This window comes from Streptomyces sp. NPDC058008 (assembly GCF_042886395.1).
GTDB lineage: Bacteria > Actinomycetota > Actinomycetes > Streptomycetales > Streptomycetaceae > Streptomyces.
In genome coordinates this window covers 215,269-240,509 of record NZ_JBHVQX010000003.1, presented here as the reverse complement: position 1 = coordinate 240,509, position 25,241 = coordinate 215,269, and the positions used below count along the sequence as shown (strand labels likewise).

General features: G+C 73.3%; 20 protein-coding genes. 5 read left to right on the top strand and 15 right to left on the bottom strand.

Annotated features, from left to right (window positions below):
* Positions 1-228 precede the first annotated feature (228 nt).
* From ACFVS9_RS04580 to ACFVS9_RS04565, 4 genes are all read right to left on the bottom strand, one after another.
* Complete coding sequence (locus tag ACFVS9_RS04580; RefSeq protein WP_383118345.1) at positions 229-387, bottom strand: DUF6760 family protein; 159 nt, start codon at positions 385-387, stop codon at positions 229-231.
* Positions 384-866 (bottom strand): hypothetical protein, encoded by a 483-nt coding sequence (locus ACFVS9_RS04575; protein ID WP_383118346.1) that lies wholly within the window; start codon positions 864-866, stop codon positions 384-386. Before ACFVS9_RS04575 ends, ACFVS9_RS04580 begins: the two co-directional genes overlap by 4 nt.
* Positions 866-1,309 (bottom strand): phage tail protein, encoded by a 444-nt coding sequence (locus ACFVS9_RS04570; RefSeq protein WP_033298593.1) that lies wholly within the window; start codon positions 1,307-1,309, stop codon positions 866-868. Before ACFVS9_RS04570 ends, ACFVS9_RS04575 begins: the two co-directional genes overlap by 1 nt.
* A gap of 76 nt (positions 1,310-1,385) precedes the next feature.
* Positions 1,386-3,008: a phage tail sheath family protein gene (locus tag ACFVS9_RS04565; RefSeq protein ID WP_383118347.1), complete on the bottom strand. Its 1,623-nt coding sequence runs from the start codon at positions 3,006-3,008 to the stop codon at positions 1,386-1,388.
* A 342-nt stretch (positions 3,009-3,350) separates the two neighbouring features.
* Here ACFVS9_RS04565 and ACFVS9_RS04560 point away from each other — a divergent pair, with 342 nt between their 5' ends.
* Positions 3,351-4,883 carry a hypothetical protein gene (locus tag ACFVS9_RS04560; protein ID WP_383118348.1) on the top strand — a complete coding sequence of 511 codons (1,533 nt, stop codon included), beginning with the start codon at positions 3,351-3,353 and terminating at the stop codon, positions 4,881-4,883.
* A gap of 77 nt (positions 4,884-4,960) precedes the next feature.
* Here the strand turns inward: ACFVS9_RS04560 and ACFVS9_RS04555 are convergent, their stop codons facing one another.
* The 3 genes from ACFVS9_RS04555 to ACFVS9_RS04545 form a co-directional block, all read right to left on the bottom strand.
* A complete protein-coding gene (locus ACFVS9_RS04555; protein ID WP_389929980.1) occupies positions 4,961-7,066 on the bottom strand; it encodes an ATP-binding protein in 2,106 nt (701 codons plus the stop codon).
* The gene (locus tag ACFVS9_RS04550) at positions 7,063-7,752 is read right to left on the bottom strand and encodes a DUF4255 domain-containing protein (RefSeq protein ID WP_383115461.1); all 690 of its coding nucleotides are present in this window, start codon (positions 7,750-7,752) and stop codon (positions 7,063-7,065) included. The genes ACFVS9_RS04555 and ACFVS9_RS04550 overlap by 4 nt, the downstream gene beginning before the upstream one ends.
* A 280-nt stretch (positions 7,753-8,032) precedes the next feature.
* Positions 8,033-8,671 (bottom strand): LuxR C-terminal-related transcriptional regulator, encoded by a 639-nt coding sequence (locus tag ACFVS9_RS04545; RefSeq protein WP_383115462.1) that lies wholly within the window; start codon positions 8,669-8,671, stop codon positions 8,033-8,035.
* 129 nt (positions 8,672-8,800) lie between these two features.
* On the opposite strand from ACFVS9_RS04545, the gene ACFVS9_RS04540 reads away from it, so the two are divergent.
* The 3 genes from ACFVS9_RS04540 (at position 8,801) to ACFVS9_RS04530 (ending at position 15,061) form a co-directional block, all read left to right on the top strand.
* Positions 8,801-11,755 (top strand): LuxR C-terminal-related transcriptional regulator, encoded by a 2,955-nt coding sequence (locus tag ACFVS9_RS04540; protein ID WP_389929976.1) that lies wholly within the window; start codon positions 8,801-8,803, stop codon positions 11,753-11,755.
* A gap of 192 nt (positions 11,756-11,947) precedes the next feature.
* A complete protein-coding gene (locus ACFVS9_RS04535) occupies positions 11,948-14,176 on the top strand; it encodes a DUF4157 domain-containing protein (RefSeq protein WP_389929973.1) in 2,229 nt (742 codons plus the stop codon).
* A gap of 135 nt (positions 14,177-14,311) precedes the next feature.
* The gene (locus ACFVS9_RS04530; protein ID WP_383115465.1) at positions 14,312-15,061 is read left to right on the top strand and encodes a DUF4097 family beta strand repeat-containing protein; all 750 of its coding nucleotides are present in this window, start codon (positions 14,312-14,314) and stop codon (positions 15,059-15,061) included.
* 332 nt (positions 15,062-15,393) lie between these two features.
* Here ACFVS9_RS04530 and ACFVS9_RS04525 read toward each other — a convergent pair whose 3' ends face one another.
* From ACFVS9_RS04525 to ACFVS9_RS04510, 4 genes are read right to left on the bottom strand one after another with little or no spacing between them, the layout of a single operon-like run.
* Positions 15,394-16,410, bottom strand: a complete 1,017-nt coding sequence (locus tag ACFVS9_RS04525) for an iron-siderophore ABC transporter substrate-binding protein (RefSeq protein ID WP_383115466.1) — start codon at positions 16,408-16,410, stop codon at positions 15,394-15,396.
* A 30-nt stretch (positions 16,411-16,440) separates the two neighbouring features.
* On the bottom strand, positions 16,441-17,262 hold the full coding sequence (locus tag ACFVS9_RS04520) for an ABC transporter ATP-binding protein (protein WP_383115467.1): 822 nt from the start codon (positions 17,260-17,262) through the stop codon (positions 16,441-16,443).
* Between the two features lie 52 nt (positions 17,263-17,314).
* Positions 17,315-18,388 (bottom strand): FecCD family ABC transporter permease, encoded by a 1,074-nt coding sequence (locus ACFVS9_RS04515; protein ID WP_389929970.1) that lies wholly within the window; start codon positions 18,386-18,388, stop codon positions 17,315-17,317.
* Complete coding sequence (locus ACFVS9_RS04510) at positions 18,385-19,452, bottom strand: FecCD family ABC transporter permease (RefSeq protein ID WP_389929968.1); 1,068 nt, start codon at positions 19,450-19,452, stop codon at positions 18,385-18,387. The genes ACFVS9_RS04515 and ACFVS9_RS04510 overlap by 4 nt, the downstream gene beginning before the upstream one ends.
* A gap of 159 nt (positions 19,453-19,611) precedes the next feature.
* Between ACFVS9_RS04510 and ACFVS9_RS04505 the strand changes: the two genes are divergently transcribed.
* Positions 19,612-20,199 carry an MSMEG_1061 family FMN-dependent PPOX-type flavoprotein gene (locus tag ACFVS9_RS04505; RefSeq protein WP_383115470.1) on the top strand — a complete coding sequence of 196 codons (588 nt, stop codon included), beginning with the start codon at positions 19,612-19,614 and terminating at the stop codon, positions 20,197-20,199.
* A gap of 104 nt (positions 20,200-20,303) precedes the next feature.
* Here ACFVS9_RS04505 and ACFVS9_RS04500 read toward each other — a convergent pair whose 3' ends face one another.
* The 4 genes from ACFVS9_RS04500 to ACFVS9_RS04485 all read right to left on the bottom strand — a co-directional run bounded on the left by ACFVS9_RS04500 (position 20,304) and on the right by ACFVS9_RS04485 (position 25,240).
* Positions 20,304-21,695: a hypothetical protein gene (locus tag ACFVS9_RS04500; protein ID WP_389929966.1), complete on the bottom strand. Its 1,392-nt coding sequence runs from the start codon at positions 21,693-21,695 to the stop codon at positions 20,304-20,306.
* 90 nt (positions 21,696-21,785) lie between these two features.
* On the bottom strand, positions 21,786-23,198 hold the full coding sequence (locus tag ACFVS9_RS04495) for a GH1 family beta-glucosidase (protein ID WP_383115472.1): 1,413 nt from the start codon (positions 23,196-23,198) through the stop codon (positions 21,786-21,788).
* Between the two features lie 51 nt (positions 23,199-23,249).
* Positions 23,250-24,236: an ABC transporter ATP-binding protein gene (locus ACFVS9_RS04490; RefSeq protein ID WP_383115473.1), complete on the bottom strand. Its 987-nt coding sequence runs from the start codon at positions 24,234-24,236 to the stop codon at positions 23,250-23,252.
* Positions 24,233-25,240, bottom strand: coding sequence for an ABC transporter permease (locus ACFVS9_RS04485; protein WP_383115474.1), 1,008 nt, complete (start codon positions 25,238-25,240; stop codon positions 24,233-24,235). The genes ACFVS9_RS04490 and ACFVS9_RS04485 overlap by 4 nt, the downstream gene beginning before the upstream one ends.
* Position 25,241 lies beyond the last annotated feature (1 nt).

Genomic DNA, 25,241 nt, shown 5'->3' with positions numbered 1-25,241 from the left:
ATTCCGCGGACGCGACCGTCTGCCTCCCCGGCGCCATCATCGCGCGCCGGATCGGCGGGAGGCCGGCCCAGCCCTGTCCCCGGCCGGCGACGGGGCCGCCGTCGCCGGGAGACGCCTCGGGGGCGGGGCCCGGTGCCGTACCGTCCCCGCCCGCACTCGGCCCTCGGCCCAGGTCCTGTCCCTGGCTGCCACCTCGGCCCCGGCCCTTGAGCCGGTCGAACATGCCCATCAGCGCTCCGTCGCAGCCCGCGTCACCAACGTGGCTATCTGGTCGGCGTATCGCCGCCGCTCACGGTGTTCCAGGTCCAGAATGTCGTCCAGGTTCCAGTGGAAGTGGTAGGCGATGTACGCGATCTCCTCATGGATCCGGTCGGTCGCGTACGTCACGATTCCCCCAGGCGGCTCCCGCCGAGCTCGACCTCGAACGGCTGCTCGCAGTGCGGGCAGGACACGCCGGCCCGGGTGTGGCCCTCGGCGTTGACCTGACGGTAGAAGTCCTGCAGAAAGGCGAGGTCGGAGGCGAACATGTTCTCCACCACGCCGTCGTGCATGTGTGCCACGGTGCCCAGCCGGGTGATGACCCGGCCGAGCAGGACCACCGAGAGGTACGCGGGATTCTCCTGCACCCGCATGTCCCGCAGCGGGATCAGCTCGTCCCGGGCGGTCGCGAGCCGCATGACGCCCTCGCGGTGCACCGTACCCATGTCGTCCACGTATCCGCGCGGCAGCTCGAACGCGAACTCGGTCCGCAACTGCTGCCGTACGGGCTGTGCTTCCGCCGGGGCGACGGCCGGGGCCGCCACGTCCGCGGGTGCGGACGGGGCGGCGACGGCGTCGGTGGCGGGCCTGGCAGGTCCGCGGCGCATTACTCGGTGACCAGCTCTTCGTAGACGATCGTGACGGTCTCGGTCATCACGGACGCCTCGCCGGCGGTCGCCGCCGCGCCCATCACCTTGGTGCACCAGGCGTTGCGCAGGTGCTGACGCCTGACCGGGTTGTACTGGTAGTCCATGTAGATGATGCTCGCGTTCTTGCGGGCCGAGCCCATGTCGCCGCGCAGCGAGGCGTTGATCCACTCCGTGAAGGCGGTGGACTGCTCCATGCCGCGCGTCACGGTGGTCTCGCCGGCCTTCTTCACGCCGGGCATCTTCTTGGTGATCGGCTGGCCGTTCGCCGAGACCTGCTGGTACTCGATGACGTCCTGCTCCATCCCCACCTCGCCCACGGCGTGGAGGTACTCGACCATCACGCCGTCGATCTGGAGGCCGAAGTTGTGGGTAGTGAGGGCATCACCCTGGGAGAGACTCATGAAAGCCGTTCCTTCTGCTGGTGCTGGGACCTGTGGCTGTACGCGAAATCAAGCGGGGGTCGGAGGCGCGTGACGTCTACTCCTCCAGCTCGCCGCTGCCGCCGGAGAACTGCGCCAGCCGGAAGATGACGAACTCGGCGGGCTTGACCGGCGAGACGCCGATCTGGCAGATGACGCGTCCCAGGTCCACCGACTCCGGCGGGTTGGTCTCGGCGTCGCACTTCACGTAGTAGGCGTCCTCCGGCGTCGCGCCGAACAGGGCGCCGCTGCGCCACTCCGTCACCAGGAACGCGGAGATGTTCCGCCTGATCCGGGCCCACAGCGCCTGGTCGTTCGGCTCGAACACCACCCACTGCGTGCCGTTGAGGATCGACTCCTCCAGGTAGTTGAAGTACCTGCGGACGTTGAGGTAGCGCCAGGCCGGGTCGGAGGAGAGGGTGCGCGCGCCCCAGACGCGGATGCCGCGGCCGGGGAAGGTGCGGATGCAGTTGACGCCGATCGGGTTGAGCAGGTCCTGCTCGCCCCGGGTGATCTGCATCTCCAGGTCGACCGCGCCGCGCACGACCTCGTTGGCGGGGGCCTTGTGCACACCGCGCTCGGAGTCGTTGCGGGCCCAGATGCCGGCGACGTGGCCGCTCGGCGGGATCAGGCGGGTCTGGCCGCCGGCCGGGTCGAAGACCTTGATCCACGGGTAGTAGAGCGCCGCGTACTTGGAGTCGTAGTTGGACGTCTCCTGGCGCCACACCCGGATCTGCCTGGCGTTGAGGCCGGGCGGCGGGTCGATGATCGCCAGCCGGTCACCCATCAGTTCGCAGTGGGCGATCAGGCCGAGCTGTACGGCCTTCACGGCCTCCAGGTCGATCGCACCGCGCTGGTAGGCGGCCATCAGGTCGGGGACGGCGACCATCGAGATCTCGTCCACCGCTTCGAGACCGCCGAAGCCGGTGCGGTCCGAGGAGTCGCCCAGGTACTCGGCGATCCCGACCGACCCGCTCTCGGCCGCGTCCGGGACGGCGGGGGCCTGCGCGGCCACCGGCGCCTCCAGGGCGACCGTCTGGTTGTCGGGGCGGGCCAGCTGCGCGGCCGCGGCCGCCTCCTGCACGGAGATCAGCTTGGAGCGTTCCTTGACCTGGGTGACCACGTAGTTGCGGGCGCTCTTCTTCGCCGAGACGTCGAACGTCTCGACGGCCTTCGCGCCGTCCTTGACGACCAGGCGGAAACGCTCGGCGGGGCCCTCGCCCTCGGCGTCGGTGACCTCGACGCTGAGCGTGCCGCTCTCGCCGGGCGCGACGGCCGACACCTTGAACGTGCCCAGGGCCTGGGCCTTCCCGGCGGTCAGCGCGGCGGGCGCGGCACCGCCGGCCACGGCCGAGCGGCCGCGCCGGCCGGCCTCCTCGTCGGTGCCTTCGCCCGCCGAGCCGGTGACTCCGCCGGGCGCTCCGCCCACCCGGACGACGTAGGCGGCGGAACCGCCGTTGTTGAAGAAGCCGTACACCGAGTGCGCCAGGAAGTAGCCGTCGGTGAACTCACCGAAGGAGGCGACGTACTGGGTCCAGTTGGTGACCAGCGTCGGCTCGTTCAGAGGTCCGTCGGGCGCCAGCCCGACGAATGCGGCCACCGAGGTGCCGACCCCCTCGATCGGACGAGAGCCGCTGGCCACCTCTTCCACGTACACGCCCGGCGACAGGTATGACGGCATGCTCTGCTCTCCTCGGGGTACCGATACAAGACCAGACTCAGCCTCGCGGGCGGGGCGCGGGCGGGTAAACGTCCTCCAGTGCCTCATCAAGGGCACGGAACCTGCCCCCAGGGGCAACGCGGGCACGGCCCGGTGTCTCCCCCGTCCACCAGGGTTCCCGTCGGGACGCGGCGGTGCGGCCCCGGGCTCCGTACCGGGGCGGGCGGCCACGGGCCGGGTCCCGTGTCCTGCGGCCCGGACCGCGCACGGGGGAATCCGGGGCAGCGGGCGTTACCTTTCGGGCAGCGGTACTACCCCGCAGCCTCTGACACCGCCACCGCGCTGCGCAGTAGCGTCCGTCGGGTGACCACCTGGACTTCCCTGGAGCCCGCCTCGACCACGGTCGACCCGGGCAGCAGCACCACCGTACGGCTACGTCTGCGCAACACCGGTGACGTCGTCGATGAGTACCGCTTCGAGGCGGTCGGCGACGTCGCACCGTACGTCTCGGTGGAACCGCCGTCCATCAGGCTCTTTCCAGGGACGACCGGAATCGTCGAGCTGACCTTCGCCCCGCCGCGCACCCCGGACGCGGCCGCCGGGCCGCACCCCTACGGCGTGCGCATCCTGCCCACCGAGCACCCCGAGGCCACCACCGTCGCCGAGGGCAACATCACCTTCACGACGTTCATGGAGGTGCGGGCCGAACTGGTCCCGCAGACCGTCAAGGGCCGCTTCAGGGGCCGGCCCAGGCTGGCCGTCGACAACCTCGGCAACACCGTGCTCACGGCGTCGATCGGCGGCGGCGACAAGGCCAGTGACGACCTCTCGTACGAGATCGTCCCGGCCAACGTCCAGATCGAGCCCGGCCGCGCCGCCTTCGTCGACGCGACGCTGAAGCCCCGGCAGATCACCTGGGTGGGGCAGAAGCAGCAGCGGCCGTACGAACTGTCCGTGCGCCGCTCGGGCTTCGACCCCCTGGCGGTGAACGGGACGTACGTGCAGCGCAGCGTGCTGCCGTTCTGGATGATGACCACGCTGAGCCTGCTGCTCGCCCTGACCATCACCGGTCTGGTGCTCTGGTTCACCTACAAGGCGCCGGTCCGCACCCTCGCGCAGCCGAAGATCGAACAGGCGGCGGCCACCGCGCTGCCGGAGGAACCGCCGGAGCAGCCGACCCAGAAGCCGACGCAGGAACCCGCGCCCTCCGAGCAGCCCGGCGGGTCGGACGGCGGCGGCGGCGGGGAGGAGAAGCCCGAGGAGGAGGAGAAGCCCGAGCGGGGCCCGCTGCCCATCACCCCGGAGGACAAGCCCAACCTCTTCGTGCAGTTCGCACAGGTGCGGCTGGCCACGGGGGCGGGCGGCTGCAAGCTGACCGCCGAGCACACGGTGGGCAAGCTGGACCGCGCGACCCAGGAGGCCGTGAAGTGCTTCCAGCAGTCCAACGACACGAAGTACGGCGCCTTCAGCAGGCTGGCGGAGAACGACGGGCCCGGCAACCTGGGCCGTTCCACGATGACGGCGCTCCTGGCGGCGCACTTCGTCGCCGTGAAGACGGTGCCGCTGAAGGCGGACGAGCCCAGCCCCGAGGTGCTGTGGGTGCGCAACATGCTGCTCTGGGGCACCCAGGCCGAGATCGACGACGGTGACCTGAAGCTGGCCGTCTACGCCACCCGGGCCAACATCGACTACCTGCGCAAGCACGAGCAGCCCAAGGAGAAGCCGTCCCAGGGCCTCTTCAACCGGATCAAGGAGTACCAGCGCCTGTTCGCGTCCGAGGAGACCGGGGTCCTGGACGAACTGACCCTCAACAAGGCGAAGCTGGGCTGGATCAACCAGCAGGAGAAGCCGGGCACCGTCATCGCGAAGGACTGGCTCCCGGAGCCGATGGAGTAGGAAGCCCCGTCCGGTCACACACTTCGGGCCCGTGACCCGCCGCACGGCGGGTCACGGGCCCGCCGCGTGGCCGGGGATCACCAGGAGGCGTCGTCCAGCACCAGCCGGCCCGCCTTGCGGTACTCGCGCTGGGCGCCGGCCAGCAGGTCCGCCGACGACACCCCGTCGCCGCGCCCCGCCGCGGCGTACGCGGCCGTGACGACGGCGCTGCGGATCGAGCCGCCCGCCAGCTCGAAGTCCGCCGCGCAGGACGCCGGATCGATGTCGTCGGCGCACGGGACGTGGGCGAGGCTGTGGCGCCAGAGCGCCAGGCGCTGCTGCTCGTCGGGGAAGGGGAAGTCGACCACCAGGTCCAGCCGGCGGGTGAAGGCGTCGTCGATGTTGGACCGCAGGTTGGTGGTCAGCAGGGCGATGCCGTCGAACGACTCCAGGCGCTGGAGGAGGTAGGCGCTCTCCATGTTCGCGTGGCGGTCGTTGGAGCTGCTGACCTCGGAGCGCTTGCCGAACACGGCGTCCGCCTCGTCGAAGAGCAGCACCGCGTCCGTGCGGTCGGCCTCGGTGAAGATGCGCTCCAGGTTCTTCTCCGTCTCACCGACGTACTTGTCCACGATGGACGGGAGCTGCACCACGTAGAGGTCCAGGCCCAGTTCGCCCGCGACGACCTCGGCGGAGAGCGTCTTGCCGGTACCGGAGTCGCCGGCGAACAGCGCCACCACGCCCCGGCCGCGTCCGCCGCCCGCGCTCAGCCGCCAGTCGCCGAGCACCCGGTCGCGGTGCTGGGCGCGCAGGACCAGTTCCCGCAGCTGGGCCAGGGGTGCGTCCGGCAGGACGAGGTCGCCCCAGCCGACGTCGGGCCGGATGCGGCGGGCGTGCCGCTCCAGGCCCGAGGCGGACTGCTGCCGGGCCGCGAGCCGCAGGTGCGCGGCGGACAGTCCGGTGCCCTCGAAGGCGGCGAGGTCCTGCGCGGCCCGGGACGCGCGGCTGATCCCGCCGGGTCCGAGCCGGTACGCGGCGACGACCGGCGCCAGGTCGAAGTCCGGTTCCCCGGGGCCGAGCGCCTCCCGCCAGGCGCCGAGATCGCCGGTCCGCTGCCGGGGCGCGTCCAGCACGATCGGGTCACGTCCCCGGTCGCACCACTGCGGGTCGTACGGGCGCGGGTCGGCGAGCAGCACCGGGACGTCGTTCGCGGTGAGCGCCCGGATCAGCTCCCCGGGCCGCTCGGGCAGCGAGGACACCACGATCGCGCGGCCCGTCAGGCGTGCCTCGCGGAGCAGCTCCCGGTACGGCGGGAGGCGTTCGGCCACGGCGCGTTCCGCCGGCGCGTCCTCCTCGGGGCGGTGGGGCTCCGGCCGCTCCCCCGGGACGAGGTGCAGGGCCGGGACGCCCGCCGCGCGCAGGGCGGCGGTGGCGAAGGCGAGTCCCTCGCCCTCGCGGTGCTCCCGCAGGTAGACGGTGAGCGCGCGCACCGACAGCTGCTCGCCCAGCCGCGCCACCAGCGGGTCGACGGGGTGCGCCGTGCCGTCGGCGTCGGTGTCCGCGTCCGCGGGGAGGTAGGGGAGCAGCCGTACGGTCCCGTCCAGCGCCGGGTCCGGGGTGTCGTCACCGAGCAGATGGGCCACGACCCGGTCGGGGACGCGCAGGGAGCGGCTGAGGAAGGGGCGTTCGGGGTCCTCCACCTCGATCAGCCCGCGCGCGAGCAGCCGGGCGGCCGGGTGGAACCTGGCCCTGCCCCCGGCGCTGTGCGTGGGGACGCCGCACAGGTCGAGCGCGAGCGCGACGGTCGCCCGGCGGCGGGTGACGTCGTCGTTGAGGTAGCCGTACAGCGACTCGAAGGTGCGGTCGAGGTCGGGTGCCAGCGCGATGAGCAGGATCCGGGTGTCGAGCGGACCGAGGCGCAGCCAGTGGGCGAGCCAGTGGAGGCGGTCGTCGTCGGAGGGTTCGGACGCGTCCGGCTCCTCCTCCTCCGCCGGCCCCTCCGCCGCGTCCGGCTCGTCGGGGCCGGGGGGATACGCGCCCGTCGTACGCGCGGACAGCAGGTGGCGTACCGCGTCGTCCGTCAGGTACATCCCGCGCATGGGATCGGCGGCCGTCGGGTCGGTGGCGCTGCGCTGCTCGACGAGGAGGGCCACCCGCTCGCGCAGCTCCGCGAGCCGTTCGAGCAGCGGGGAGGACGGGTCGCTCACTTCCGCCGCTCCTGAAGGGTTCCCGTCGTGCCGTGCTTCTTCACGTAGTCCTCCTTGGCGGCCTCGACGGTCTCCGCGCTGTGGTAGCGCGCGGGACTGTCCTCGGGCCGGCCGTCCGCCCTGCCGACCTGGACTCCGAGCCCTTCCGTGACCGGCGGACCGACCGTGTACTCGGGGAACGCCAGGAAGGGCGCGGTGATCACCACGTCGAGCGAGGGCTTGAGTTCGCCGCCGAGGGCGGACCAGATGTCCGCGAGCGAGCGCGCCTCGGTGTGCAGCCCCGCGACGGTCAGCGGGACGGAGAGGCCGAGTCCGGCGAGCGTGCCGGTCAGGTCCTCCGGCGGGAGGATCTCCTTGGGCAGCAGGGTGTGCAGCACGGCGGAGAGCATCCGGTGTTCGTCCTGCGGGCGCTTCGTCCAGGCGGTGACGAGGTAGGAGAGCCGGAACCAGCGTGGCGGCTGGTGCTCCTTGAGGACGATCCCCTGCTCGTCCCGGAGCGACATCTTGCCGCGCTGACGCCGCTTGGTGTCCTCGCGGATGTCGTACAGATACGCGTCGATGGTCGGGGCGTTGCGCCGGGCCGCCCAGTCGCGCGTCGGGGCGTCGAAGGTGACCTCGACGTCGGAACCGGCGAAGGCGCCGCGGGTGAGCAGCCCTCTGAGGATGTCATCCACCTCGTGGATCACGGTGGCCCTGCCCTTCACCGTCGCAGCCCGGCGGGCGACCGCCCGTCGCCGGACGGACCGTCGGGGAACGACCTGTCGTCTCTCAACCTGTCACCGCGCCGGGCCGGACCTGTTCGCCGTCCGGCCGGCCGCGGGCGCCCCGGCACGGGACGCCCCATCACATCGTCGCCGTCGGGGCACCGGCCCCGCGAGGCACCCGGGGGACGATCAAGGGGCAACCCCACTGCCCCCGCACGGCCGTTCTTCTGTCCTCAGGGCCCTTGAATCCGCGGGCGAGGCATCAGATGTAGCCTTCCCGCAAGGCATAGGCCACGGCATGGGCACGGTTGCGGAGCTGCAGCCGGGTCGTCAGACCGTGCATCACGTTCTTGACCGTGCGTTCGGAGTACGAGAGTTTGCTGGCGATCTCCCCGGTATCCATTCCCTCGGCCACCAGCCGGAGCACGTCCACCTCGCGTGGCGCGAGTCCGGACGCCGTGGCGCCCGAGGAACTGGCCGCGCCGCGCTGCATCGTGCCGACCTGGGCTATCAGCCGTCCCAGCAGGTCCGAGGGCAGATCGCCGTCACCCCGCGAGGCGGCGAGGACCGCCCGGAGCAGACGCTGGCCGGTGGCCTCCCGGCGCCAGACGATCGCGCCGACTCCGTACTCGATCACCTGGAGCAGTTCCGCCTCGCGGATGAGGCTCGTGACGAGGACGGCCTTGGTGCCGTCCGCCCGGGTCAGCCGCCTCAGCCGCGACAGCGTGGGTTCGTCGAGGCCCTCGGCGAGCAGGACCGCGACCGTGGCCGGCCGGCCCGCGCCCTCCTCGACCAGTTCCACCTCGGAGTGCCGGCGAAGCTGGCTGACCGCGCCGTCCAGGGACAGCGGGTCAGACGCGTGGATCTCCACAGGAATTCTGACCGGGGCTCGAAGAACCATGGCTGTACGTCCTCGCGTCTTGCCTCAACGGAACAGGGCGTTCCCGCTCCTCCCATCCTTCCTTCGCCGACAGGACGAGAACAACGTGGCCCACCACGAGACCGACCACGAGATCGGCGGCACGTCCCCATGAGGGTGTTAACGGGTCAGCCGCGTCCGGCGGTCCCGGCGCGGAAGCCGGGCCCGGGGCCCGCCTCCGCCGGGCTGCTGGAACGCGAGTCCGCGCTGGACCTGCTGGCGGCGGAGGCCGAGCGGGCCGTGGCCGGGTCCGGTCGGCTGGTCCTGCTGCGCGCGCCCACCGGGACGGGCCGCAGCGCGCTGCTGGAGAACGCCGCCGAACTGGGCGCCGACCTCGGCATGCGGGTGCTGCGTGCCCATGCCACCGCCGAGAGCTCCGGCATGCCCTTCGCCCTCGTCACGCAGCTCCTCGACCCGCCGCGCGCTCTGGGCGCCCTCCACGACGACACCCCGGGGACCCCCCACCACCTCGGCTACCCGTCCCGCCTGTGGCAGTTGCTGTGCGGGTACGCGGCGAAGTCGCCCCTGCTGGTCGCGGTCGACGACGCGCACCTCGCCGACGAGGCGTCCCGGCGCTGGCTGACCGAGGGGGCCCGGCGGCTGACGGGGATGCCGGTCCTGATGGTGGTGACCGAGCGCGGGCAGTACGACATCGCCCCGCCGTCACCGGGGCTGGCGTACTCGCTGCCGCCCGGTGTGGTCCGCATGCACCCGGTGGCGCCGCTGAGCCGTCCGGCCGCCGAGGAGCTGGTACGCGGTGCGCTGGGCCCGGACACCGGCGACACCTGGGTGGACGGCTGCGTCCGGGCGGGTGCGGGCAACCCGCTGCTGCTGCGCGCGCTGCTCGACGACCTGCGGGCGGTGTTCCCGCACGGCGCCCGGGCCGGCGCCGCGGACGGCTGCGGCCCGGAGCCGGGACTGCCCGAGAACTGCGCCGAGCTGTACCCGGGGGCGTTCGTGGCCGCGGTCTCGTGGTGGCTGAGGAGCGCGGGCCCCGAGAGCTCCGCGGTGGCCCGCGCCCTCGCGGAGCTGGAGGACAGCGCACGCTGCGACGGGAGGAAGGACGAGGAGGAGCCGGGCGGGGTGTCCGCCCGGCGTCCGGGCCCCCCAGGGCAGGACGGGCCCGGCCCTGGTCACGACTTCGGTGACTTCCTCTCCGAACTCACCCGGGCCGACCCCGACCGCGTCGGTGGCTGGATCACCACGCTGATCCGGCTCGGGCTGCTGCGCCGTGACCCCGGTACCGGCGTCCCGCGCTTCGCGCACCCCCTCCTGCGCGGGGCGGTCCTCGACGGCTGGCCCCGTTCGCACCGGCAGGCCCTGCACCTGCGCGCGGCGGAACTGCGCCAGCGCCGGGGCGACGGGGTCGAGGCGGTGGCCGGGCACCTGCTGCGTACCACCCCCGGCACCACGGCGCGTGTCGCCAAGACCCTCCTCGACGCGGCGGCCGACGCGTCCCGGGCGGGCCGGACCGCCGCGGCCGCGCACTACCTGCGCCGCGCGCTCGACGAGCCGATGCCGCGCGAACGCCGGGCCGCCGTGCTCACGGGACTCGGCGAACTGGAGTTCGCAACCTCGCGGACCGGCGGGATACCCCGGCTGGCCGAGGCGCTGCGCCTCCAGGAGCGGCCCAGGGACCGGGTGCTGGCGGCGGTCAGCCTGGGCAACGCCCTGGCGCACCGGGGCAAACCGCACGCCGCGCTCGACGTCATGCGCGAACTGGGCTCCCTGGACGGGGAACCCGTCCTGGCCCGCACGATCCAGACGGCCTCGGCGTTCTTCTCCGACCACGACCCGGAGATCCGGCGGGCCGTGTACACCCGGCTCTGCGAGCGCGCCGAGCACTCCCCGGAGTGGATCAGCCCGGCCCTGCGCGCCCTGCTGGTCCGGTACGAGGCGTCGGCCGGGCTGCTGTCCGCCGAGTCGGCTATGCGGCAGATCCGGCCGCTGCTGACGGCCCCCGAGGACCCGCTGCTGGTGCCCTACCTGCTGGGTACGGCCGCCTCCGTGGCGCAGTGGGCGGACGCGCCGGACGACGCCGAGCGCATCATCAGGACCGGGCTGGCCGAGCACTGGCTGTCGCCCCTGCACCCCGTCCACCGGTCGCTGCTCGACGCGCGGGTGGACACCGCCGCCGCGCGCGGCCACTACCGCTGGGTGCTGGAGGAGACCGCCGGCGTGGCGCCCGCTCCCGGCGACGCGCCCCGCACCGGTGCGAGCACCTTCCTGGCCCATCGCGTCATCGCCCTCGTCGAGTGCGGCCGCCCCGCCGAGGCCCAGCGGCTCGTCGCGGGTGTCGATGTCAGGGAGGCGCGGGACAGCTGGGAACAGAACCGGTTCCTCTACGCGCGTGGTGTGCTGCGTGCCTCCGTCGGCGACCCGGCGGGCGCCCTGGACGACTTCCGGGAGTGCGGCAGGCGCCAGCTCGGCCGTGACGTGGAGAGCCCCGTCGTCACGCCGTGGCGCTCGGCCGCAGCGGAGTGCCACCTCCTCCTGGGGGAGATGCCGGAGGCACTCGAACTCGCCGAGGAGGAGAGCCGGTACGCCGCCATCTGGGACACGCCCCGGGTCCGCGGCCGTGCCCTGCGCGTCCTCGGCGCGGCCACCGGCGGCCGGCGCGGTCTCGAACTCACCGCCGAGGCCGTCGGCATCCTGCGCGGCACCTCGCTCGACATCGAGCTGGTCCCCGCGCTCATCACCCACGGGCTCCAGCTCACGGCGGCCGGACAGCCCCGCAGCGCCCGCCCGCTGCTCCGGGAGGCCGCGGTGACGGCCGAACGGCTCGGCGCGGTCCGGCTGTCGGGAAGCGCGGAGACGGCCCTGCGCGCGAGTGGTGCCCGCCGCAGGAACGCGCCCCTCACGGGCAGCGGTTCACTGACCGCCAGCGAACGGCGCATCGCCGCGCTGGCCGCGGAGGGACGGACGAACGCCGAGATCTCGGAACTGCTGCACCTGGCACGGCGTACCGTGGAGACCCACCTGACCAGCACCTACCGCAAACTCGGCATACGGCGCCGCGTGCACCTGCCTGCCGCGCTCAACAGCGGTACGCAGGACGCTGGTTGACGTGAGCGGCGCCCCGTGCGCCGGGCGGGGTCCGGGGCGGCACGGCCGTCCGGGGCGCCCCACCGCCGGCGTTGCCCTCGCAGCCCTTGGCGCCGACCCGCCCACACCCGGGATCCTGCCCTCGCGGGCCTCCCGCCGCCCGTGCGGGGCGGGTGACCATTCCTGATCAGGCGTTGAGTGGCGAGGAGTACCGTGCGCGCATACAGAACCCGGGCCGAGCGGGCCGGTGGCCCGGCGAGCAGCCACCACGCGGAGGCGCCGGCCACGTTCGCGCAACGCGTCCTGGCTCTCCAGCGCGCGGCGGGCAACGCGGTCGTGGCCCGCGCCGTCGAGGAGGAGCGGCACGAGCACGGCGGCGGGTGCGGGCACGAGACCGCCGAGCAGCCCGTGGAGGCCTCGCCCGTCCCGCAGTCGTCGGTGGCCGACGCCGTCCGCTCCCCGGGCCGTCCGCTGGACAGCCGTCTCATGGAGAGGGCGGAGCAGGGCTACGGCATGTCCTTCCGCCACGTGCGGGTCCACAGCGACCCGGCCGCGCAGCGCTCGGCGACGGAGCTGGGTGCCCGTGCCTACACCACCGGCCACGACATCGTCGTCGGCCCGCAGGGCGCGGACGACGAGACGATGTTCCACGAGCTCGACCACGTCCGCCAGCAGTCCCTGGGGCCGGTGGCGGGTACCGACAACGGGGCCGGGGTGGCGGTCTCCCACCAGGACGATCCGTTCGAGCGCTCCGCGGCGGCGAACGGCAGGAGGATGGCCCAGGGGTCGACGCCCGACCTGTCCGGACCCGGGTCCGGCACCGCAGGCCCGGCGACCGCCCACGGCGGCGCCGTTCCGGTGGCCCGCATGATGGCCGGCGGAGGCCGCAGGATGCACAAGAAGGACCGCGGCCAGATGTTCGAGATCACCGGCGAGCGCGGCCCGATCGTCGGACGGTACGTCAAGTCGTCCGGGGACATGGAGATCTTCGACACCACACAGGGCCGGATCCAGGTGTACCCGCACCAGATCCTGGGACCGCGTGCCACGGTGGGCGGAATCCACCCGGAGGGCCGGTCGCGCCCGCCCGAGGAGAACCTCCAGGACCGGGACGAGATCTTCCTGTCCGAGGCCGACCTGTCCGCGGCACGGGCGCGGATCCGCCGGGACCCCGGCCGGGCGGGCAGGATGGCGGCGACCACGTTCGAGGAGCAGCCCGACTACCAGGAGTACGAGAACAACCGCGAGGACCTGCGGCGGCTGGGTGTCCCCGTCCTCAACGACGTCGACCTGAGCAGGCCCGAGGCAGCGGGCCGCCTCAGCGGTGTCGCCCCGAACGCCAACATGCACTTCCAGATGCCGCGCGTGCCCCGGGGAACGCGCGGTTACTCCACCCCGAAGCTGATCCGGGACACCGGCCGGGTCCCCAGGCGCGCGGGCCGCGACGACGTCACGGTCAGTGTGACCACACCCCACCCGGTCAAGTACTCCAAGCGCGGCACGCACGACGGCTTCTACGGCATGGAGAACCGCAAGGGCGTGCCGGAGGGCATGCGGATGGCCGGGGAGCACTCCGACGACGAGGGGGACCTGGAGCAGTACGGCTACAACCACCGGCAGTCCACGAAGGACGAGGGTGCCGCCGTGGCCGAACGCCGTAAGACCTACCGGATGGAGTCGGACCGGCGCAGCAACAGCCCCGAGGACGATCCGGAGCCCTCGTACCGCAGCCGGAGCAAGAGCAGGAGCCGCGCGAGCCAGGCTCCGGCTCCCAGCCGCAGGCGCAGGTCGAGCCGGCCTCCCGTGGCCTCGTTCGGCCGCCCTTCCGCCTCCACCCACGTCAACTACGCCGCGGTGGAGGACGAGGAGGAGTACTTCGGCAGCCAGCAGCCGGAGAGCGGCGGTCACCGGCGCCGCCGCAGTGTGGCCCCGAGCTATGTGGTGGCCTCCGAGGACGAGGGGCGGAGCTCGCGCAGGAGGAGCCGTAGCCGCCGGCCGTCCGTCAGCGTCCCGGAGCCCGAGGACGACCGCGGACGCCGGCGCGGGTCGAGCCGCGCGCCGTCCGGCATGTCCGGCAGCCGCCCCATTGAGCTGTTGGACGACGACGTCGTCTACGGATCCGGCCCCCTCGAACCCGCACGCGAACGGGACCGAGGACGGCGGCGCAGGTCGAGCCGCGCCCCCTCCGGCATGTCCGGCAGCCGCCCCATCGAGCTCGTGGACGACGACGTGGTCCACGGATCCGGCGGCTACGAGCCCCCACGTGAACGGGACCGTGGACGCAGCCGTCAGCCGTCGTCCAGGCGGACGGTCATCACGGACAGCGGCCGCAGCACCTACGCCCCCACCAGCTACGCCGAATTCGAGGGGGACGACGACCTGTACGAGGACGACTCGTACCGGTACCCGCCCCCGCGGGGATCGAGCCGCCGCCGCGGGTGACCGGCCGACGGCGGACGGGATGTGACGGGCCGTCGGCCCGGCGCCGCCCGCCGTCGCCCGGACAACGGGGCTCCGGCGCCGGGCCGTTCGGTGAGGGGGTCATGGGACGGCCGGGTCCGGGGAAGACGGGCAGGCATGGACATCACGGCTTTCACGCGTGGACGGCGATGGGCCCTGCTGGCGGTCGTCCCCCTGGTCGCGGCGTGCGGCGGGGACCCGGGGGCGCGCCTCGACGGACCGCCGCCCTCCCTGGAACCGGGCTCCCGGCTGGTGATCACGACCGGTGACGGTGTGAGTCTGCGCCCCGCCGACGGTGACCGGGCGGTGACGGGGACGGGGACCGACAGCCGCTGGTCCCGGCGGGGCGACACCTGGGTGCTCCGGCTGTCCTGTCCGCGCCACGGCGGCCAGGACGAGGGGCCGTGCCCGCGCATGCCCACGATCGGTGTCCCGGCCGGTGTCCACGTCACGGTCGACGCCAGGAACGCGGGCATCGACGTGGCCGGGGTGGCGGCGGGGCTCGACCTGACCACGGTCGACGGGGACGTGACCGTCACCCGGTCCGGGCTCGGCGACGCCACGGTCCGGCTGACGACCCGGAACGGCTCCGTGCGGGCGGGCACGCTGAGTTCGGCGGGTCTGCACGCCGGGACCGTCAACGGGGACGTGACCCTCTCCGGCGCCACCTCCCCGTCCCGTCTCACCGCCGCCACGACCAACGGTTCGGTACGGGTGACGCTGCCGCACGACGCCCCCGCCTACACCGTCGAGGCGGCGACGCGCAACGGCCGGACCTCGGTGGACATCCCCCCGGCCACCGAGGGCGGCGGGCATGCCATGACGCTGACCAGCGTCAACGGCGATGTCAGCGCCACGCGCGGCTGACCTCGCCCACGGGTGCTCCCCCGGCCCCACCGCGTGCGAGCCGAAACGGATCGGCGCGAGGGCGGTGTCCTCCTCGCCCGGCTCCAGCAGGGAGGCGGCCGCGCCGACGAGGGGACGGACGGGTTCGACGGCCGTGGTCCACGCGGGCTAGGAGACCGCGCATCGCCTCCGGGCGGCCCCGGCAGGACCGACTGCTCGGACCTGGTGGCGCCGGCGGCCGGGCCGTGCGGCAGCCGCTCACGGTCCACGGCACCGGACCCGTCAGCCGCCCGCGCCCCGTGCCACCAGGTGGCACGGGGCGCGGGGTCGCACACGGTGCGGGGCCGCTCGGGCTACTTCAGCTTCTCGGCGAAGAGCGGGACGACCTTCTCCAGCGCGTAGCCGGTCGAGAGCACCGAGTCGGTGGCGAACGCCTGGCTGATGCCCTGGTCGTCGAAGATCAGGGAGTGGCCGGCCTTCACCGACGGGACCGCCTTGTACAGCGGGTCGTCGCTGATGTCGGTGGCCGGGATGCCGATGGGCGCCATGACGGTCAGGTCGGCGTCCAGGAGGTCCAGGTTCTCCTTGGAGACGGAGACCGAGAAGCCCTCGCCGGCCTTGGCCTCGACGGCCGGGTTGTTCTCGAAGCCGAGGCGCTCGACGAAGTCGACGCGGCCGGTGCCGGAGACGTAGGCGCCGTACCCCTCGGAGGTGCGGGAGCCGAGCGTGATCGTGCTGCCCTTGAACTCGGGGTGCGCCTTCACGGCGTCCGCGAACTTCGCCTCGGTGTCGGCGATCAGCTTCTCGCCCTTCTCCGGGACACCCATGGCGGCGGCGACCATCTCGGTCTGCTTCTTCCACGAGACCTTGTACTGGTCGCCGCCCTCGGGCACGCCGACGGTCGGGGCGATCTTGCTCAGGGTGTCGTAACGGGTCTGGTCGCCGCTGGACTTGGTGTCGAGGATGAGGTCGGGCTGGAGCGCGGCGATCTTCTCGAACTCGGGTTCCAGCGTGCCGATCATCTGCGGGCTCTTGTCGTACTTGCCCTTGGCCCACGGCCCGACGCCCTCGCCGCCGAACGCCAGCCAGTCGCTCGCCCCGACGGGCTGTCCGCCGAGCGCGAGGACCGTCTCGGCGTCGCCCCAGCCGAGCGCCACGACACGCTTGGGGGCCTTGTCGACGGTGACCTCGCCGAACTTCGTCGCGACCTTCGCCGGGAAGGCGCCGCCCGCCGCCCCGTCCGAGGCGGAGGAGCCGGAACCGGCGGAGTCGTCGGAGGAGCCGCAGGCGGTGAGGCCGACGAGGAGGGCGGCGACGGCGCCGGCCATCAGGACCGGGGTACGACGGGAGCGTGGAGCGGAATCGTTCATGCGCTTAGGGTAGCCTCACCTAATTGGTGATCATGCGGCGGGGTGGCCCGTCCTGCCCCGCACGTGGTGACGGCCCAGCGGCACGACCATCGGCGTGGCCGAGGCCGGGTCCTCCATCACCGAGCAGCGCATCCCGAACACCTCGCCGACCAGCGACTCCGTCACGATGTCGGACGGCGGGCCCTCCGCGACGATCCGGCCGTCCTTCATCGCGATCATGTGGTCGGCGTAACGGCAGGCCAGGTTCAGGTCGTGCAGGACGGCCACCATGGTGACCCCGTGCTCATGGTTCAGATCGGTGAGCAGGTCCAGGACGTCCAGCTGGTGGCTGGCGTCCAGGAAGGTCGTCGGCTCGTCCAGCAGCAGGATGTCCGTGCGCTGCGAGAGCGCCATCGCGATCCACACGCGCTGGCGCTGTCCGCCCGAGAGTTCGTCCACCGGGCGTTCGGCGAGGTCCAGGGTGCCGGTCGAGAGCAGCGCACGGGCGACCGCCTCGTCGTCCTCGGCGGACCAGCGCCGGAACCAGCCCTGATGCGGGTACCGGCCGCGCCCCACGAGGTCGGCGACCGTGATCCCCTCCGGCGCGGACGGGCTCTGCGGGAGGATGCCGAGCACGGCGGCGACCTCCTTCGTCGGCATCTCCTGGATGCTCCGGCCGTCCAGGAGCACGGCACCCGCCGAGGGGGTGAGCAGCCGTGCCATCGCCCGCAGCAGCGTCGACTTGCCGCAGGCGTTCGGGCCCACGATGACCGTGATCCGTCCCGGGGGGACGCCGACGCTCAGGCCGGAGACGATCTCCCGGTCGCCGTAGCCGAGGCGGACGTCCTGGGCTCGAAGAGTGTGCTCAGCCACGGCGCGGCCACGCCTTTCCTTGTCGTCTTCATCCGTCTCGTGGTTCCGCGGGTCAGCCACCGCTGCCCCCGCGGTTGGCGCGTGCCAGGAGCAGCAGCAGGTAGGGGGCGCCGATGAGGCTGGTCACCACACCCACCGGCAGCTGGACCGACGGCAGCAGGTGCTGGGCGCCGAAGTCGGCGACCAGGACGATCAGGGCGCCGGTCAGCGCAGCGTGCGGCAGGGCGGCCCCCTGGCCCGGCACCAGCCGGCGGGCGATCGGCCCGGCGACGAAGGCCACGAAGCCGACGGGTCCCGCCGCCGCGGTCGCGACGCCCGCGAGGGCGGTCGCGCAGCCGAGCATCGCCAGCCGGCCGGGCTCGACGCGGACGCCGAGACCGGCCGCCGCGTCGTCCCCGAGCTGGAGGGGGGCCAGTGCGCGGGCGGCGAGGGCGGTGAGCGGCACGAGCACGGCGAGGGTGGTCAGCAGCGGCCACACCTGGCCCCAGGAACGGCCGTTGAGGGTGCCGGTCAGCCACAGGTACGCCTCGTGCGCGTCCGTGGTGTCCGAGCGCGCCATCACGTACCAGACGACGCTGCTCAGGCCGGTGCCGAAGCCCACGCCGATCAGCACGAGGCGCTGGCCTACGACGCCCTGGCGCCAGGCGAGCAGGTAGATGGCGGCGCCCGCGGCCACCGCGCCGGCCAGGGCGCTCCCGGACAGGGCGAGGCCGCTGACCTGGAAGAGCAGCGAGGCGGTGATGGCGACGGCGCTCGCCCCGGCGCTGATGCCGATGACGTCCGGCGCCGCCAGCGGGTTGCGCAGCACGGACTGGAAGACCGCCCCGGAGAGTCCGAAGCCGAGGCCGACGAGGACGGCGAGCAGCGCGCGGGGCAGGCGCAGCTCCAGCACGACGAACCGCGAGCCGCCGTCACCGCCGCCGAGCAGGGTCTCCACGACCTTGCCGAGCGGCATCACCATGTCGCCGATGCTCAGCGAGACGGCGAACATCACCACCACGGCCACCAGCAGACCGGCCGCCACCAGCGTGGAGCGCCCGCGCCCCCGGCCGCGTACCCGTGTCACCGTGCGTACGGCGTCGGCGAGGCCCGTGCCGGAGAGCTCCTGGGGAGGGGCGCCGGTCACAGCTCCACCTGCTTCCTGCGCCGGACGAGCCAGATGAAGGGGACGCAGCCGATCGCGGCGGTGACCACGCCCACCTGGATCTCGCCGGGCGGGGCGATGACCCGGCCGGCGATGTCGGCGACGAGCAGCATGACGGGGGCGAGGACCATGCTGTACGGCAGCACCCAGCGGTAGTCGGGCCCGGTGATGAGCCGGGCGGCGTGCGGTACGGCGAGGCCGACGAAGCCGATCGGGCCGGCGACGACGGTGGCCGCGCCGCACAGCAGCACCACGGCGAGTGCCGAGGTGAGCCGGGCGAGGCCCACCCGCTGGCCGAGGCCGCGCGCCAGGTCGTCGCCGAGGGAGAGGGCGTTGAGCTGCGGGCCCAGCAGCAGCGCGAGGACGACCCCGGCCGCGATGAACGGGGACACCTGCCGGAGCACGTCCGCGTCCCGGGCGGTGAGCGCGCCGAGCTGCCAGAAGCGGAAACGGTCGTAGCTGTCGCGGTCCTGGAGCAGGACCGCGCTGGTCACGGAGGTGAGGACGGCGCTCGTCGCGGCGCCCGCGAGCGCCAGTTTCACCGGTGTGGCGCCCTCGCGGCCGAGCGAGCCGACCCCGTAGACGAGGAGGGCGGCGACCAGCGCACCGAGGAAACCGAACCAGATGTACTGGGTGGCGGCGGTGAATCCGAAGAAGCTGATCGCGCACACGACGGCGACCGAGGCGCCCGCGTTGACGCCGAGGAGCTGGGGGTCGGCGAGCGGATTGCGGGCGACGCCCTGCATCACCGTGCCCGCGAGGCCGAGCGCCGCACCGGCCAGCAGTCCGGCCACGGTGCGGGGGATGCGCACTTCCTGGACGATGAGCTGGCCCTTGACCGCGAGGTCCGGGTCGAACACGCCCTTGAGGACGTCGCCGAGGGAGACGTCCCCCGAGCCGACCGCCAGGCTCGCCAGCACGGTCAGCAGCAGAACGGCCACGGCGCCGGCCAGCCCGAGGGCCAGGACGGGCCGGCTGCGCGCACGGCGCGGCCCGGGTGCCCCGGCCGTCCGTTCCTTCGCGCCCTGGAGTACCGGGCCGCTCACAGCCGGTGCACCCGGGGCGGCGGCATGCGGTTGTGCACTGTTCCTCACCCTTGCTTGTCGCCCCCGGGACGGAGCGCACCCGCGAGCATAAGTAAGGTGAGCCTAACAGTGTCAGATCAGCGGTCCGCCGCTGCGCCCCCACGAGGTACGGAGAACCCCTTGTCGAACGCCGCGCCCGTGGCGGCCCCCGCAGACGCCCCCGCCTCCGGTGGCGATCCACTGGCCGGGGCCGTGCCCCTGCGGTCGGCGGAGCAGCTGCGCGAGATCCTCGGCACCCCGTGGCCGCTCGTCATCGACAAGGTCCACGGGGAACTCACCGAGGACGACCTGGCCCTCCTGGCCCGTGCGCCGTTCTGCGCGGTGTCGACCTCCGACGCCGACGGCAACTGCGACACCTCCCCCCGGGGCGGCGAGCCGGGCTTCACGCGGGTCCTGGACTCGCGCACCCTCGCCCTGCCCGACCTGCCCGGCAACCGCCGCGGTGACAGCTTCCACAACATCCTGTCCAACCCGCACGTCGGCCTGCTCTACCTCATACCCGGCGCGATGACCGTCCTGCGGATCAACGGGCGCGCCCGCATCCTCACGGACGCCCCCTTCTTCGACGCGATGAAGGTGAAGGGGCGGCGCCCCGACCTGGCCCTGGTCGTGGAGATCGACGAGGTCTACCTGCACTGCCCGGCCTCGCTGCGCCGCTCCGGCGTGTGGGCGCCGGAGACCTGGGAGGGCGCGGCCACGAAGGGCTGAGGCCCTTCCCGGCCGACGGGCCCCGGGGCCGTCGAGCGCCCCGCCCGGCCCCGCCACCGGGACCGTGCCGGGCCCGGTGCGCCGGGTCCGGCCGGTACGGCGCCCTAGAACCCGCCGCCGTCGAAGCCTCCGCCGCCCCCGAAGTTGTCGCCGCCGAAGCCGCCCCCGTCGCCGAAGCCACCGCCGCCGAAGCCGGAGGAGTCGAAGTCGGAGCCGGAGACGTCGCCGCCGCTCCAGTCGCCGCCCCCGCCGAAGTCACCGCCGCCGTACTCCGCCGCGTACGCCGGGGTGGCGAGCATCGAGCCGAGCACGGTGCCGACCAGCAGGCCCGGGAGCAGGCCGCCGCCGAAGTACCCGCCGGCCCAGGGACCGTAGGCGGGACCCGCCTCCCAGTACGGGCGCCGGTGCCCGTCACCGGTGTCGACCGTGCGGCTCAGGGGGTCCTCGCCCTCGCGCACCCGCACCTCGTCGGCGCCGCAGACCGGCACCTCGCGGGCCGCGCCGCCGGAGGGTGTCCACCGGACGTCCGCGACCGAGGGCCCGTGGCGCGGGTCGAAGAAGCAGGGCGGGCGGCGCGCCGGGAGCTCGCGGCCCGTGCGGCGGGCCTCCAGGACGGCGAGGGAGTAGCGGCCGTCCTCCAGCGCCTGGGTGACCGGGCGTACGTCGGAGGGGCGGCGGGCCTCGCCCATGCGGGACTTGGCGTTCTCGTAGGAGTCGAGCGCGCGCTCGTAGTCGGCGCGCATCGCGTCGTCGGCGCCCTTCTCGCCGGGGTGGAAGTCCAGCCGGTCCAGGGTCTCGCCGTAGGCGGTGATGTCCTCGTCCACGACGACGCGGAGCCGGTCCAGGGCGGCCCGCTCCTCCTCGTCCTTGCGCCGGCGGTTGCGGCGGGAGACCGCGAACGCGGTGCCGCCGCCCACGAGGAGGAGGCCGCCGAGGACGACGAGCCCGGTCACCGGTGCGCCGCCGCCCGCGCCGTCGGAGCCGGCGCCGCCGGACCAGGAGGCGGGGGCGCTGCCCTTGGCCTGCTCGACGGCCCGGTCGACGAAGGCGTTGAGCTGGGTCGCCGCGTCGGCGTCCGCGCCGGGCGCCTTCACCGCGGTCGTCAGGTTCGCGACGGCCCGGGTCGGCATGACCTGCGGGTCGGCGCCCGCGTCGAAGCCGTCGCCGAGGCGGACCGCGTAGACACCGGTGATTCCCGTGTCGGTGCGCAGGTTCCGCAGGAGGTTCTCGGGCGGGTAGGAGGACGTCGCGGGCAGCACGGCCACGAAGACCGGCTTGTCGGCGTCCTTGATCTTCTTCTCCAGGGCGGCCTTCTGGGACGCCGAGAGCTGACCGGCCGCCCCCGGATCCACGTACACCGGGCCGTGCCGCAGCGCGTCGGCCGCGTCGCCGAGCGTGGCGGGGGCCGCCTGGGCGGCCGGGGCGACCGCCAGTGCGGCGGCCGTGAACATCAGCAGCAGACAGGACCACAGGGGAAGGAACAGCCTCGTGCGCATACAGAAAACGTAACCCGGACGGGCGGCGAACGCGTCGCCCGCCCGGACTCCGTTCCGTGGACGCCCGGCGCGGGGGCTGTGCGCGCCGGGTCAGCCGGCGGTGGCGTCCCGGGTCAGGCGGATCGTGTCGCGGTACCACTTGGCACTGTCCTTGAGCGTCCGCGCCTGGGTGTCGTAGTCGACGCGGACGATGCCGAACCGCTTGTCGTAGCCGTAGGCCCACTCGAAGTTGTCCATCAGCGACCAGGCGAAGTACCCGCGTACGTCCGCACCCCGCCCGCGGGCCTCGGCCACGGCGGCGATGTGGTCGGCGAGGTAGGCGGTGCGGTCGGTGTCGGGTACGGATCCGTCGGCGGCGACCGTGTCGTCGAAGGCGGCGCCGTTCTCGGTGATGACGGTCGGCAGCCCGTAGTCACGCTGGAGCCGCAGCAGGAGGTCGGTGAGCTCGGACGGGGTGATCTCCCAGTCCATGGCGGTGCGCGGCAGGTCGCGCTCCACCCCTCGCACGACGGGGAGGCCGTCGGCGTCGGTCGGCGATCCGTCCTCGGTGACACCGGAGAAGAGGGCGCCGCGGTAGAAGTTGACGCCCAGGACGTCGAGGGGTGTGGCGATGGCCTCCAGGTCGCCGTCCCGGACGGGCAGCTCGATCCCCTGCGCCGCGAGGTCGTCGACGACGTCCTGGGGGTAGCGGCCGTGGACGACCGGGTCGAGGTAGAGGCGGGTGCCCATGCCGTCGGCGCGGCGGCAGGCCTCCCGGTCGGCGTCGCTGCCGGTCTCGGGGGTGGCGGTGCCGAGATTGAGGGTGATGCCGAGTTCGAGGGGGTTGTCCCCCGCGGCCTCGCGCATCTGCCGGGCGGCGAGGCCGTGGCCCAGGAGCAGGTGGTGGACGGCGCCGATGGCGTCGCCCATGTCGGTCCGGCCGGGGGCGTGGGCCCCGTAGGCGTATCCGAGCATCGCCGAGCACCACGGCTCGTTGAGGGTCGTCCAGTGCTCGACCCGGTCGCCGAGCGCCTCGTACGCGAGCATGGCGTACTCCGCGAACCGCAGGGCGGTGTCACGGGCCGGCCAGCCGCCCGCGTCCTCCAGCTCCTGCGGGAGGTCCCAGTGGTAGAGGGTGATCCAGGGCGTGACGTCCCTGTCCCGGAGCTCGTCGACCAGCCGCTTGTAGAAGTCCAGCCCCTTGGCGTTGGCGGGCCCCCGGCCGCCCGGCTGGATGCGCGGCCAGGCGAGCGAGAAGCGGTACGTGTCGACGCCGAGGCCCGCGATCAGCTCCACGTCCTCCGGCATCCGGTGGTAGTGGTCGCAGGCCACGTCGCCGTGCTCCGCGTGGTGCACGGCGCCGGGCACGCGGCAGAAGGTGTCCCAGATGGAGGGGGTGCGGCCGTCCTGCGACGCGGCGCCCTCGATCTGGTACGAGGACGTGGCGACGCCCCAGCGGAAGCCGGCGGGGAGTCCTCGGACGGCGGCGGGCTGCAGGCTGCTGCGGGGCGTGACGAGGTTCATGGGTCTCCGTAACTCCGTGGTGCTGCGGGGTGGTGGGCGACGGGCGGTCGGTCAGTGGTGCAGCCAGCAGGCGACCTCGCGGCCCTGGCCCGCGTCGGGCGCGGCGAGGACCGGGACCCGCTCGGAGCACGGCTCGAACGCCTTGCCGCAGCGGGGGTGGAAGGCGCAGCCCGCGGGCATCGCGGACAGGTGCGGGGGCGAGCCCGGGATGCCGGTGAGCTCGCGCCGGGGGCCGTGCAGCGCGGGGAAGGAGTGGAGCAGGCCCGCGCTGTAGGGGTGCCGGGGGTCGCCGTAGATCTCGGCGGCGCCCGCCTGTTCGACGATCCGGCCGCCGTACATGATCGCGATGCGGTCGGAGAACTCGATCAGCAGGGAGATGTCGTGGGTGATGAACACGACGGAGAAGGAGAGCTGTTCCCTGAGCTGGACGAGCTTGCGCAGAATCTGACGCTGCATCACCACGTCGAGGGCGGTGGTGGGTTCGTCCATGATGACGATCTCGGGCTCCAGCGCGAGCGCCATCGCGATCATGACGCGCTGGCGCATGCCGCCGGAGAGCTGGTGCGGGTAGGCGGCGAGCCGGTCGGCGGAGATGCCGACGAGCCCGAGCAACTCCTCGGCCCGTGCCGTCCGTTCGGCCGTGCGCATACCGGGACGGTGGGCCTTGAGCACGTCGGTGAGCTGACTGTGGACGGTGTGCACCGGGTTGAGGGAGTTCATCGCCCCCTGGAACACGATCGACAGCTCCTGCCAGCGGAAGGCGCGCAGCTCGTCCGGGGTGAGGGAGAGGATGTCGACGGGTCCCGCGCCCGGCCGGTGGTAGTGGACGTCGCCGCCGGTGATCACCCCGGGCGGGGAGAGCAGCCGGGTGACGGCGTACGCCAGGGTGGACTTGCCCGACCCCGACTCGCCCGCGAGGCCGAGGACTTCGCCCCGGTGCAGGGTGAGGTCGATGTCCCGCAGCGCGTGGACGCCGCTCGCGCCGGTGCCGTAGTCGACGTTCAGGCCGCTGATGGTGAGGATCGGCTCGGCGGTCATTCGGACTGCTCCTTGCTGCGCGTGCCGGGTGCTCCGGGCTGCGTGGGCGTGCCCGTTCGGGCCACGGGGGTGAAGCCGACCCGCATCCTGACCTTCCGCGAGGCGCCGGTCGCGGTACGCAGCCTCGGGTTGACGAACTCGTCGATGCCGAAGTTGATCAGGGCCAGGGCGGTGCCCAGCAGGGCGATGCACAGGCCTGCGGGGACGAACCACCACCAGGCGCCCTGGGCCAGGGCCTGGTTGGACTGGGCCCAGAAGAGCACGGTGCCCCAGTTCCAGTGGGAGATGTCGGCGACGCCGATGAAGGCGAGGGTGATCTCCGAGAGGATGGCGAAGATGACGGTGCCGACGAAGCCGGAGGCGATGACGGCGGTGAGGTTCGGCATGACCTCGAAGAGGATGATCCGCCAGGTGGACTCGCCGGTGGCGCGGGCGGCCTCCACGTAGTCGCGCCGTCTGAGCGACAGGGTCTGGGCGCGCAGGACGCGTGAGCCCCACGCCCAGGAGGTGAGGGCGATGACGAAGGCGATCAGCAGGTCACCGGTGTCCTCGACGAAGCTGGCGATGATGATGATCAGCGGCAGCCCGGGGATGACGAGGAAGATGTTGGAGAGCATCGAGAGGACCTCGTCGGCGGCCCCGCCGAGGAATCCGGCGCTGACGCCGATGAGCACGGACAGCACCGTGGCCAGGAATCCGGCGAGGAACCCGACCACGAGCACCCCGCGGGTGCCGACCAGGATCTGGGAGAGGACGTCCTGCCCGGTGTGCGTGGTGCCGAACCAGTGGTCGCCGGAGGGGGGTTGCAGCAGCTGGTCGCTCATCGCGTCCGGGTCGTACGGGGCCAGCCAGGGGCCGACGACCGCCAGGACCACGAAGAACGCGAGGATCAGCAGGCCCGTGCGGGTCTTGCCGCCGCGCAGGAAGCGGAACCTGGCCCGGCTCGGCACTGCGGGGGCGGGGACGTCGTCCAGTACGGCTACGTCGGTGGCGGTGACGGCCATG